The 12,335-nt window shown below is 63.5% G+C and carries 10 protein-coding genes; 3 read left to right on the top strand and 7 right to left on the bottom strand.

Annotated features, from left to right (window positions below; all coding sequences use genetic code 11):
* Nucleotides 1-124: 124 nt before the first annotated feature.
* Both VVT58_RS13065 and VVT58_RS13060 read left to right on the top strand, forming a co-directional pair.
* Nucleotides 125-823: a dienelactone hydrolase family protein gene (locus VVT58_RS13065; RefSeq protein WP_327753266.1), complete on the top strand. Its 699-nt coding sequence runs from the start codon at nt 125-127 to the stop codon at nt 821-823.
* A gap of 34 nt (nt 824-857) precedes the next feature.
* Nucleotides 858-1,808 carry a quinone oxidoreductase gene (locus VVT58_RS13060; protein WP_327753356.1) on the top strand — a complete coding sequence of 317 codons (951 nt, stop codon included), beginning with the start codon at nt 858-860 and terminating at the stop codon, nt 1,806-1,808.
* 63 nt (nt 1,809-1,871) lie between these two features.
* On the opposite strand, the gene VVT58_RS13055 is transcribed toward VVT58_RS13060, so the two are convergent.
* Nucleotides 1,872-2,591: a YjbE family putative metal transport protein gene (locus tag VVT58_RS13055; protein WP_087574008.1), complete on the bottom strand. Its 720-nt coding sequence runs from the start codon at nt 2,589-2,591 to the stop codon at nt 1,872-1,874.
* A gap of 159 nt (nt 2,592-2,750) precedes the next feature.
* A complete protein-coding gene (gene rho, locus VVT58_RS13050) occupies nt 2,751-4,007 on the bottom strand; it encodes a transcription termination factor Rho (RefSeq protein ID WP_066552776.1) in 1,257 nt (418 codons plus the stop codon).
* 260 nt (nt 4,008-4,267) lie between these two features.
* On the opposite strand from rho, the gene VVT58_RS13045 reads away from it, so the two are divergent.
* Nucleotides 4,268-5,224, top strand: coding sequence for a retroviral-like aspartic protease family protein (locus VVT58_RS13045; RefSeq protein WP_327753267.1), 957 nt, complete (start codon nt 4,268-4,270; stop codon nt 5,222-5,224).
* Nucleotides 5,225-5,285: 61 nt separating this feature from the next.
* Here VVT58_RS13045 and VVT58_RS13040 read toward each other — a convergent pair whose 3' ends face one another.
* The 5 genes from VVT58_RS13040 to leuS all read right to left on the bottom strand — a co-directional run bounded on the left by VVT58_RS13040 (nt 5,286) and on the right by leuS (nt 12,267).
* Entirely contained in the window at nt 5,286-7,364 is a 2,079-nt protein-coding gene (locus VVT58_RS13040; protein ID WP_327753268.1) for a PBP1A family penicillin-binding protein, read from the bottom strand.
* Nucleotides 7,365-7,475: 111 nt separating this feature from the next.
* Complete coding sequence (gene msrB, locus VVT58_RS13035; RefSeq protein ID WP_327753357.1) at nt 7,476-7,880, bottom strand: peptide-methionine (R)-S-oxide reductase MsrB; 405 nt, start codon at nt 7,878-7,880, stop codon at nt 7,476-7,478.
* Between the two features lie 164 nt (nt 7,881-8,044).
* Entirely contained in the window at nt 8,045-9,070 is a 1,026-nt protein-coding gene (gene holA, locus VVT58_RS13030; RefSeq protein WP_327753269.1) for a DNA polymerase III subunit delta, read from the bottom strand.
* Nucleotides 9,067-9,573: an LPS assembly lipoprotein LptE gene (gene lptE, locus VVT58_RS13025; RefSeq protein ID WP_327753270.1), complete on the bottom strand. Its 507-nt coding sequence runs from the start codon at nt 9,571-9,573 to the stop codon at nt 9,067-9,069. The genes holA and lptE overlap by 4 nt, the downstream gene beginning before the upstream one ends.
* Before the next feature lie 123 nt (nt 9,574-9,696).
* Nucleotides 9,697-12,267 carry a leucine--tRNA ligase gene (gene leuS / locus VVT58_RS13020; RefSeq protein ID WP_327753272.1) on the bottom strand — a complete coding sequence of 857 codons (2,571 nt, stop codon included), beginning with the start codon at nt 12,265-12,267 and terminating at the stop codon, nt 9,697-9,699.
* Nucleotides 12,268-12,335: the final 68 nt, after the last annotated feature.

Below are 12,335 nucleotides of genomic sequence, written 5' to 3'. Positions count from 1 at the left end.
TCCCATTAATAAAGCCTCATGCCGCAACATGGGCAGGCAAGGCAAATTTTTTGACGGCAAGGACGGTTGCGCTGAGCCCGGCAAGCGCCATTATAGAAGTCTACAAGCAAGGAAAGGATATCCCATGGCAGCATTCACATCCATCTCCACGTTGGAGGGCGACGCCCAATTCGATGTCTATGTTGCCCGGCCGGAAGGGACGCCGAAGGCCGCCATTGTGGTGGTCCAGGAAATCTTTGGGGTGAATGAGGGTATCCGCCGCAAATGCGATAGCTGGGCCGCGGCGGGCTATCTCGCTCTGGCGCCCGACCTGTTCTGGCGGGAAAAGCCGCATGTCGAACTCGACGCCGACATAGCCGAGGATTTTCAGGCGGCGATCGGCCATATGCAGAAATTGAATCAGGATCAGGGCATTCGCGATATCGAAGCCACGATCAAGGCCGCCCGCGCCGAACTGGGGCAAGACGGCAAGGTGGGGCTGGTCGGCTATTGCCTGGGCGGGCGGCTGGTGTTCATGTCCGCCTGCCGCACCGATGGCGATGCTTTCGTCGCCTATTATGGCGTCGGCATCGACGGCCTGCTGAACGAGCAGCATGCGATCGGCAAGCCGGTGCTGCTGCATATTCCGACCGCGGACGGTTTCGTCCCGCCCGAAGCGCAGCAGAAGATGCATGAGGGGTTGAAGGACAACCGCCATGTGACCCTGCAAGATTATGTGGGACTCGATCATGGCTTTGCCGCGGAAATGGGCGCCCGCCGCGATGAAGCGGCTGCGCAGCTCGCGGACAGCCGCACCGCCGATTTCTTTGCGGCTCATCTCTGACAGGAAGGCGACGGCATTGACACAGGCATGGCGGATGGTGGCTCGCAGCCATGGCGGACCCGAAGTGATTGCGCGGGAGGATTTCGATCCCGGCCTGCCGGGAGAAGGCGAGCTTCTGATCGCGCAGGATGCCGTCGGCCTCAACTTCATCGACACTTATTATCGTACCGGCCTCTATCCCGCGCCGTTACCGACCCCGCTCGGGGCGGAGGGCGCGGGCCATGTCGCCGCCATCGGCCCCGGCGTGACCGGCTTTGCCGTGGGCGACAAGGTGGGATGCGCAACGGGGTTTGGAGCCTATGCCACCCATCGCCTCCTGCGAGCGGAACAGGCCGTGAAGATCCCCGACGCCATCAGTACGCAGGATGCCGCAGCCATGATGCTGAAGGGCATGACCGCCTGCTATCTGGCGGAGGACATCGTCACCTTGCAAGCCGGTCAGTTCGCGCTTGTCCATGCGGCGGCTGGGGGTGTCGGCTCCGTGCTGGTGCCCTGGCTGCGCGACAAGGGCGTGATCGTCATCGCCCATTGCGGATCGGCGGAGAAGGCGGCGCGGGTAAACGCCGAGCATAGCCTGCATGGCGCCTTCGACAGTCTTGCCGCAGCCGTGCGGGAAATCACGGCGGGCCGTGGCGTGGACGTCGTCTATGATGGAGTCGGCAAGGATAGCTGGAGCGCGTCGCTGGCTTCGCTCAAGCGGCGCGGGCTGATGGTCAGCTATGGCAATGCCTCCGGCGCGGTGCCGCCGGTCAACCTGCTCGACCTCAGCCGGGGCGGATCGCTTTATGTCACCCGTCCCACCCTATACGACTATATTGCTACGCCCGAAGAGTTGGCATCGACCGCCGAAAGGCTGTTCGACCGCATGGCGCGAGGCGTGGTAAAAGCGGTCGTCGGCCAGCGCTTTGCCCTGACCGATGCCGCTGAAGCGCATCGGGCGCTGGAAGCACGGAAGACTACGGGAAGCACGCTACTGATCCCTTGATGGGGCGTGTGGAAGCGCGCAGGGTTCGTATCGGCGGACGGCTGATCCGCCCGCCGCGCGATTTCAGATGAAGAGCGTCAATATGCCGACCTGATGATCGACGATGCCGTCATAGATCATCTTGATCGCGACATAGATGATGACCGCAAGACCCAGATAGGCGATCCAGCGGAAGCGCTCGATATATTTGGCGATGATGTTCGCGGCGATACCCATCAGGGCCACGGAAAGAACAAGCCCGATGATCAGGATTCCAGGATGGTCCCGCGCCGCGCCGGCCACCGCCAGCACATTGTCGAGGCTCATCGAGACGTCCGCGACCGCCACCGCCCAGGCAGCGCCCGCAAAGCTCTTGGCGGGGCGCAGGCCGGATATATCGTCGTCGCTCGTGTCGGGCGTGTCCCCGCCCCGCTTGGGATGCAGTTCGCGCCACATCTTGAAGGCAACCCACAGCAGCAACAGTCCGCCCGCCAGGATCAGGCCGACAATCTGCATCAATTGCGTCACCACCAGCGCAAAACCGATGCGCAGCACCAGCGCGGCGATGATGCCGATCAGGATCACCTTCTTGCGCTGTTCCGCAGGCAGGCCCGCCGCCAGCGCGCCGACGACAATGGCATTGTCCCCGGCCAGCAGCACGTCGATCATCAGCACCTGGCCGAAGGCGGCCAAGGCGGCGGGTGATCCGATATTGCTGAAATCATTGACGATATGCGCCCAGATATCGGCGGGCGAACCCATCCCTTGGGCGGCAGCGGCGGCTGTGGCGAAAAGGTCGAGCATGGCGGCCTGATGTCCCCTGAAATTACTGGCCCTGAAATATTGGCCTTAAAAAATATCGGCCGCCAGACCGGAGTCTGACGGCCCGAAAAATCGCGACGCTTTGCCAGGCAAAATATTTGCGCTTCCGGACCTGCCGAACCGCAAACCTCCCGGCCTTGGTTACTGGTTCATCGAATCGAAGAAATCCTCGTTGGTCTTGGAATCCTTCATCTTGTCGAGCAGGAATTCCATCGCATCGACCGTGCCCATCTGCATCAGGATACGACGCAGCACCCACATCTTGGACAGCTTGGCCTTGTCGACCAGCAGCTCTTCCTTGCGGGTGCCCGACTTGCCGACGTCCAGCGCCGGGAAGATGCGCTTGTCCGCCACCTTGCGGTCCAGCACGATTTCCGAGTTGCCGGTGCCCTTGAACTCTTCGAAGATGACTTCGTCCATGCGGCTGCCGGTGTCGATCAGCGCAGTCGCGATGATCGAGAGCGAACCGCCCTCCTCGATATTGCGCGCCGCGCCGAAGAAGCGCTTCGGCCGCTGGAGCGCGTTGGCGTCGACACCGCCGGTCAGCACCTTGCCCGACGAAGGCACCACGGTGTTGTAGGCGCGGCCCAGTCGCGTGATCGAGTCGAGCAGGATCACCACGTCCTTCTTATGTTCCACGAGACGTTTGGCCTTTTCGATCACCATTTCCGCGACCTGGACGTGGCGCTGCGCCGGTTCGTCGAAGGTGGAGGAGACGACCTCGCCCTTCACGCTGCGCTGCATGTCGGTGACTTCTTCCGGGCGCTCGTCGATCAGCAGGACGATCAGGAAGACTTCGGGGTGATTGTCGGTGATCGACTTGGCGATATTCTGGAGCAGCACCGTCTTGCCGGTGCGCGGCGGCGCGACAATCAGCGCGCGCTGGCCCTTGCCCTGCGGCGAGACGATGTCGATGACGCGGGCCGACTTGTCCTTGACCGTCGGGTCGACCGCGTCGAGCGTCAGCTTCTGCGTCGGGTAGAGCGGCGTCAGGTTATCGAAATTGACGCGATGACGGACGACTTCGGGATCGTCGAAATTGACCGAGATCAGCTTGGTCAGAGCGAAATAGCGTTCGCCATCCTTGGGCGCGCGGATTTCGCCTTCCACCGTGTCGCCGGTGCGCAGGCCGAATTTGCGGACCTGGTTGGGCGAGACATAGATGTCGTCCGGACCGGCGAGGAAGTTCGCTTCCGGGCTGCGCAGGAAGCCGAAGCCGTCGGGCAGCACCTCGATCGTGCCCTCGCCCATGATCTGCTCGCCATTTTCAGCCTCGACCTTGAGGATCGCGAACATCAGATCCTGTTTGCGCAGGGTCGATGCGCCTTCGACGCCCAGTTCCTCCGCCATGGTCACGAGCTCGGCGGGCGCTTTTTTCTTGAGATCCTTGAGATGCATTCGCGTGAAGTCCGATGGAATGAGAGACGAGAAAAGGAAGGATGGGGGAAGGCTGACCCGGCAATGACTCGGGAGAACCCGCGCCGGACGGGCGGGATAGAATGTCTGGCGTTTAGCGATCTGTCCTAGCCCAAGTCAAGGTGGCTGAGCCATTTGGATCGACAGAAAATTGCCGATATGCGTCCTGCCGCGAATGAAATGGGATGGGCGGAACGGGACCGCTCATGCTATACGGAAATAAAATAAGGAGGATCGAGGAGATGGGACGCCTGCGCGCCGCTCGGGGCATCGCCATCGCGATCGCCAGCCCCTCGTTCGCCGCGCAGGATCGCCCGGCACTCGCCCCCGACGAACCGCCCGCAGTCGTCCGCACGGTTCCCGGTCCCGACACCCGCATCACCATTCCCATCCAGATCGACGGCAAGGGGCCGTGGAACTTCGTGGTCGACACCGGATCGCAGCGGACGGTCATTTCCCGCGATCTGGCCGAACGGCTCGCGCTGCCGATGCGCGAGCGGGTGACGGTGATCAGCATGACGGGCCGGGCGGAGGTAAATACCGTGGCTGTGCCGCGCCTGGGCTTCGGCAAGACGGTGGTGGACGATATCGAGGCGCCGGTGCTGGAGGGCGAGAATATCGGCGCGCCGGGGCTGTTGGGACTGGATGGATTGCATGCCAAGCGGCTGCTGCTCAATTTCCGCACCGGGCGGATGGAGATCAGCAACAGCAAGCAGAGCTGGCGCGATCCCAACGTCATCATCGTCGAAGCGCGGCGGCGCAAGGGCCAGTTGATCCTGCTCGATTCCGACGTGAACGGAATGAAGGTCAGCATCATCCTCGACACCGGCACGTCGATCAGCGTGGGCAATATGGCGCTGATGAGCAAGCTGGTGCGCAAGAAGAAGGCTCCGGCGCTGAACCTTGTGACGCTGACCAGCGTGACGGGCGATACGCTGGTCGGGCAGCTCGGCCTGATCGACCGGGTGCGCATGGGTCAGGTGACGCTGAAGGACACGCCGGTCATGTTTGCCGACGCCCAGCCGTTCGCGGAACTGGACCTTCAGAACAAGCCGGCGCTGCTGCTCGGCATCGACGCGCTCAAGGTTTTCGACCGGGTTGCCATCGATTTCGGGCGGGGGAAGGTGGATTTCCTGCTGCCCGATACCGGATTGCTTGATCGGACGCGCTTTGCGGCGACGCGGAGGGCGGCGGGTTAAAGCGGCTATTTGGCAGCGTCGCGTACTCCTGCGAAGGCAGGAGTCCAGTTCCTTCTAAATCCTAACGTTGCGGTTGCTGCTGCTGCCGGTTACGGCCCAGCACATTGTCGATCCACTGCTGGTCAAGGCGTGGCGGCTGCGGCCGGTCGGCGGGGTTGGGCGCCACCTGTTCGCTGTCGTCCGGCTGCTGCTGCTGCTCCGGCGCCTGCTGGCTCCGTTCGATGGGCAAGCCATTTTCATCGACCATCATGCCGCCGTCCGTTCCGCTGTCGGGCTGGCCATAATAGGCCTCCTCATCCGGTTCGAGCTGCCATTCGGGCAGAGTCACCTGCGTTTCGAACTGTTCGACCGGCCGTTTGGCGACGGCAACCTTCATATAGTCGGCAAAGGCATGGGCCGGCGCCCGGCCGCCCTGCAGCACGCCCACGGCACGGGCGTCGTCACGCCCCATCCAGACGCCGGTGGTGATGCCGCTGGAGAAACCCAGAAACCAGCCGTCCTTGTTGCTGCTGGTGGTGCCGGTCTTGCCCGCGACCGGGCGGTCGATCTGCGCCGCCCTGCCGGTGCCGGTGCTGACGGCGGTCTGCATGAGGTCGGTCATGCCTGCCGCGACCCAGGGCGCGACCAGCACGCGGCTGGTGTCGTCCTGATGCTCATAGAGCACCCGGCCTTCGGCGGTGGTCACTTTGGTGATGCCATAGGGCGTCACCGCCACGCCCTTGCGCGCGATAGAGGCAAAGGCGCGGGTCATGTCGATCAGCCGCACGTCGGACGTTCCCAGCACCATCGAGGGATGGGTGTTGATCGGCGTGGTGATGCCGAAGCGGCGGGCCATGTCGGCCACAGTCGGGAAGCCGACCTCCACCCCCAGCTTCGCCGCCACGGTATTGACCGAATAGGCAAAGGCGGTGCGGATATCGATGTCGCCGGAGAAGCGCCCGTTGCTGTTGCGCGGCTTCCACCCGTTGATGTCGACCGCGCTGTCGGTGACGCCGGTATCGGGGGTATAGCCCGCCTCCAGCGCCGCCATATAGACGAAGATCTTCCAGGAAGAGCCCGGCTGACGCGTCGCGGTGGTGGCGCGGTTGTAATTGGAACTCACATAATCCAGCCCGCCGACCATCGCCCGCACCGCGCCGTCGCGGTCGAGCGACACCAGCGCGCCCTGCGTCCCATTGGGCACATTGGCCTGGATCGCCGCGGTCGCCGCCTTCTGCATACCAAGATCGATGGTGGTATAGACCTCCAGCGGCTCATTGGGCTCATCGATCAGCGTATCGAGCTGCGGCAGCGCCCAGTCGGTGAAGTAGCGCACGCTGTTCTGCGGCGGCTCAGGCGCCATCTTTACGTCCTGAAGATGGGCATTGGCACGCTCGGCAGCGCTGATCTTGCCATTTTCCTGCATGAGTTCCAGCACCACGCCCGCGCGGCCGATAGCGGCGTCGGCATCGGCGGTCGGGGAATAGCTGGAAGGCGCCTTGACCAACCCCGCGACGATCGCCGCTTCGGGAAGGTTCAGGCCGGTCGCGGGATGGCCGAAGAATTTGCGGCTCGCAGCGTCGATGCCATAGGCGCCGCCGCCGAAATAGACCTTGTTCAAATAGAGTTCGAGGATCTGCCGCTTGGAGAATTTGCGCTCCAGCGCCAGCGCCAGCACCATTTCGCGAACCTTGCGGCCCCAGCTATAGCTGTTGTTGAGGAAGATGTTGCGCGTCACCTGCTGGGTGATGGTGGAGGCGCCCTGCCAGCGGCGGCCGCTGCCGCGCCGCTCCATCGCCACCCAGGCGGCGCGGGCCATGCCGATGGGGTCGACGCCGGGGTGCAGATAAAAGCGCTTGTCCTCGGTCGAGACCATCGCGTCGACCATGACGGCCGGGATTTGGTCATAGCTCAGCCAGCGGCCGAAACTTGGCCCCAGCGAGACGATGACGCTGCCGTCCGCCGCATGGACGCGGATCATCTGCCCATTGGGCGAGGATTTGAGCGATTCATAATCGGGCAGCGACTGATAGGCGATGACCACCGCGACGACGATCGCGACGAGCGCGCTGAACGTGCCGACGAGGCCGATCTTCAGACCCCGTATCAGCCATTTCTTCACTCTGCCCCGCGGTTCGCTGCTCTTGCCTGATCGTGCCATGGTTCGCCCGGATATGCGCTATGTAATGCAGCGGCCAGTGGAAAACCCATGCAGGCCGCACAAAAAATCGGGAATTCTCAAGAGTAGGGACGATTTACAGGCGATGAACCATCATTCGGCTTCGTCGCGCGGCTTGAAATCGAGCGACGCGCTGTTCATGCAATAGCGCAGGCCGTTGACCCCCGGCCCGTCGGGAAAGACATGACCCAGATGCCCACCGCAATTCGAACAGCGGACTTCGGTGCGGATCATGCCATGGCTGGTGTCGCGAATTTCATCGACCGCGTCGATATCGACCGGCGCGGTGAAGCTGGGCCATCCCGATCCGCTGTCATATTTTTCTTCAGCGTCGAACAGCTCCGTGCCGCAGCCCGCGCAGAAATAACGGCCATCGGTCTTGCTGCTGTTATATTTGCCGGTGAACGCCCGCTCCGTGCCGCCCTCCCGCAGGACATGATATTGTTCGGGGGAAAGGCGCTCGCGCCATTCGGCGTCGGTCAGGTTGAGCTTGTCCATGCGCGGCAATATGGCGATGGCGGGACGTACGATCAAGCGCTTAGGATGGCTTGTTCATCGGAGTAACGTGCTCCTGCGAAGGCAGGAGTCCAGTTCGACGCCCTATCTGATAAGGCAAGGGCCGAACTGGGTTCCTGCCTCCGCAGGAACACCTTGGATAAATCTTATCGTTCCCGCGCCGCCTGCCGGGCGATGGCGAGCAGTTCGTGGCGGACCATCAGGTCGCCCAGACCCCTGCCCGACCGGCTGGCGCGCTCAGCCTGGGCCAGGCGCTGGATGACGCGGGCGATGCCTGGCGCATCCCAGATGCGGACCTGGCGGGTGACGACACCCTTTTCCTTCCAGAAAACCGCCTTGCCTGCCATCTCGACCGCGCCCTCCAGCCTTCCGCTATCATCGAAATCGGCGCGGATATTGGCGAGCAGCATGGCGCGGGTGAGCAGCGGACGCAGCACCGCCGCCATCGCCGTCCCGGCCTCGGCCAAACGCCCCAATTCCCGGTGCATGCCGCGCAGGTCGCCGCCCAACACGGCATTGACCAACGGCGCGGCGTCGCTATCGGGATTGTCGGCGGAAAGGGCATCCAGCGCTTCCTCGGTCGCCTCACGCGGGCGGTCGGGCGCGGCGTCGAGATAGAGGATCAGCTTCTCCACCTCCCCCGCCATCAGCGTGCGGTCGCCATTGGTGAGGTCGGCAATGCGACGGCCCAGATCAGAGGAAAGGCGCAGCCCCCCCTCCCGCGCAATGCCGATGGCGATCTGCTCCGCCTCGCGCGCGTCGGGCTGGTAGGAGACGAAGGCCATCGTCTGCTTATGGTCGAGGGCGAGCTTGAGCAGCTTGGAGGCGGGTTTGAGCGCGCCGGCGATGGCGATGACGGGATTGCCCGCCACCTCCGCCTCCAGCAGCGCGGTCAGCGCGGGGAGCGATTCCTCACCCATGCCGTTGATGCGAATCCAGCGCTTGTCCCCGAACATGGAGAAGGACGCCGCCTCATCCGCCAGCCGCGCCGGATCGTCGCGCAGCGTGGACCCGTCGAGGTCGATCCGCTCCGCATCCGGCCCCATGGCGCGCTCCAGCCGCTTGGCGAGCGTGGCGCTGCCCGCTTCATCGGGGCCGTAGAGCAGGAAGAAGCGGCAGTCGGCAGGCGGCGCGTCGAGCGCCTTTTCGATCTGGCCGCGATTGGCCTTCAACGCGGCTTGTCCTGCGAACCATCCCGCGTCGCAAAGCGGGCGAGCCGGGCGACGATCTGGTCGGCAATGGTCTGCGACAGGCGTTCGAGCGCCGTGTCTTCCGCCGCGATGGTCGCATATTCGCTGGAAACCACGTCGATGCCGACATCCGACCCGGCGGTGTCGTCCAATATTTGCGCGCCGGTGGCGCCGTCGATAAGCTGATAGCGGGCGCGCAAGGTCCGCCGCTCGCGAGTGACGGCGGCGTCGGAACGCAGACCGAAGCCGCTGATATTGTCGTCCAGCTTCACCACCAGCTTGTAGCCGGGGCCAGTGCCGCTCATCGCCGCCAGCCGGTCGTTCAGCGCATTGCGCACCAGCCAGCCGCCCTTGCCTTCGATCGGCTGCACCTCGACACGCCCCAGCGCCTGGGCGACCGCGCCTTGGCTGCCCCCGCTATAGACGGGGCGGAGACCGCAGGCGGAGAGGGAAGCGAGGAGGAGCAGCGACAATAAGGGCTTCATGAGCAATCCTATATCCGTTCGCCCTGAGCTTGTCGAAGGGCAAGGCTTCGACTTGCCGAAGGCAAGTTTATCCTGAGCGCCTGCCTTGGCAGGCAGACGAAGGGCTCAGCCCGAACGGCGTTTTCAAACCACCAGATTTACCAGACGATCCTGCACCACGATCACCTTTTTCGGCGTCGCGCCATCCAGCGTCCGCACCACATTGGGCGCGGCGAGAGCCAGCTTTTCCAGTTCGTCCTTCGGCGTGCCCTTGGGAACGGTGATGGTGTCGCGCAGCTTGCCCATGACCTGGCAGGCGATGGTGACTTCATCCTCGACCAGCAGCGTCGGATCGACCGGCGGCCAGGCGGCTTCCGCAATCAGACCCTGTTCGCCCATGTCCGCCCAAGCCTCTTCGGCCAGATGCGGGATCATCGGCGCGACCAGCAGCGCCAGCGCCCGGATCGCCGCGCTGCGGCTGGCCGAGGGCTTGGCCTTTTCGACGGCGTTGGTGAGTTCGTAGATCTTCGCCACCGCCTTGTTGAAAGACAAAGCTTCGATGTCCTTGGCCACGCCGTCGATGGTCTGGTGCAGCTTGCGGTCGAGCGCTTTGTCCTGGCCCTCTGCGGCCTTGTCGGCTTCCCCGAACAGCCTCCACAGGCGATTGACGAAGCGCCACGAGCCTTCGATCCCCGCCTCGGTCCAGGGCAGGTCGCGCTCCGGCGGGCTGTCGGACAGCATGAACCAGCGCACCGCGTCCGCGCCATATTGGGCGATGATGTCATCGGGATCGACGACATTCTTCTTCGACTTGGACATTTTCTCCACGCGACCGATCGTGACTTCACTATCTGTCCCGATCAGGAAGCATTTGCCGTCCCGGCGCTCAACCTCGCTGGGCGAAACCCACACCTCAGCAGCATACATCTCCGGCCGCGAACCATCGTAATCAGCAGGTGCCTGGAGCGGGATAGCTGCTTTATAGGTTTCGTGCGTCACCATGCCCTGGGTGAAGAGGCCAGTGAACGGCTCGGCAAAGCCAATCTGTCCCATATGCTGGAGCGCGCGGGTCCAGAAGCGCGCATAAAGCAGATGCAGGATCGCATGTTCCACGCCGCCGATATATTGACCAACGGGCAGCCATTTCTCGACCGTCTCGCGGTCGAAAGGCTTGTCCTTGGGCTGACTGGCGAAACGGATGAAATACCAGCTCGAATCCGCGAAAGTGTCCAGCGTGTCGGTTTCGCGCCGCGCCGCCTTGCCGCATTTCGGGCAATCGACATGCTTCCAGCTCGGATGCCGGTCCAGCGGATTGCCGGGAATGTCGAAGCTGACATCCTCCGGCAGCACCACGGGAAGCTGGTCCTTGGGCACGCCCACGACCCCGCAATCCTCGCAATGGATGACCGGAATCGGCGTGCCCCAATAGCGCTGGCGCGAAACGCCCCAGTCGCGCAGGCGGAACACAGTGGTGCCGGTACCCCAGCCGCCCTGTTCGGCGCGGCGGATCACCTCGCCCTTGGCATCATCGACGCTAAGGCCATCGAGGAAGTCGGAATTCACCAGCTTGCCGGGGCCGACATAGGCCTCGTCCCCGATCCCCTTTTGCTCATCGCCCTGCGCGGCGACGACGCGCTCGACCGGCAGCATATATTTGCGCGCAAAGTCGAGGTCGCGTTGATCATGGCCCGGAACCGCCATGACGGCGCCGGTGCCATAATCCATCAGCACGAAATTCGCCACGAACAGCGGCAGCTTGCGGTCCGTGAAGGGATGGATCACCGACAGGCCGGTATCATAGCCCTTCTTTTCCTGCGTCTCGATCTCGGCTGCGGCGGTGCCGGTCTGGCGGCATTCCTCGGCAAAGGCCGCGAGCGCCCCATCCTTTTCGGCCAGCGCCAGCGCGATCGGATGATCCGCCGCGATCGCCGCGAAGCTGGCGCCGAAAATCGTGTCGGGACGAGTGGAGAAGACCTCCAGATCGCTGATCTCGCCCACCGGCGCATCCAGCTTGAAGCGAAATTGCAGACCAACCGACTTGCCGATCCAGTTTTCCTGCATCAGCCGCACCTTTTCGGGCCATTGGTCGAGCGTCTTGAGCCCGCTCAGCAGATCGTCCGCGAACTGGGTGATCTTGAGGAACCATTGGGAAAGCTTGCGCTTCTCGACCGGCGCGCCGGAGCGCCAGCCCTTGCCGTCGATCACCTGCTCGTTCGCGAGCACGGTCATGTCGACCGGATCCCAGTTGACCGCCGATTCCTTGCGATAGACCAGGCCCGCTTCCAGCATGTCGAGGAACAGCGCCTGTTCATGGCCGTAATAATCCGGCTCGCAGGTGGCGAGCTCTCGGCTCCAGTCAAGCGCGAAACCGAGCTTCTTGAGCTGCGCCCGCATCGTCGCGATATTCCCGCGCGTCCAGCTACCCGGATGCACCTTCTTTTCCATCGCGGCATTTTCGGCCGGCATGCCGAAGGCGTCCCAGCCCATCGGGTGCAGCACTTCATGCCCCGTCATCCGGCGGAAGCGCGCCAGCACGTCGCCCATCGAATAGTTGCGCACATGGCCGATATGGATGCGCCCGGAGGGATAGGGGAACATCTCCAGCACGTAGCTGCGCGGCTTGTCGCTGCTGTCCGACGCCTTGAACGTCTGCTTCTCATCCCAGACGGCCTGCCAGCGGGCATCGGCCTCAAGCGGGTTGAAGCGCCTTTGCATGGGTTAGTCCTCAAAATGCGTTCGGGCCGAGCTTTTGCAAGCCCAGCCCCGTTGTTGAAATAATAGAC

The sequence above is a fragment of the Sphingobium sp. SJ10-10 genome (assembly GCF_036038995.2).
Classification (GTDB): domain Bacteria; phylum Pseudomonadota; class Alphaproteobacteria; order Sphingomonadales; family Sphingomonadaceae; genus Sphingobium.
This window is presented reverse-complemented; position numbering and strand designations above follow the sequence as displayed.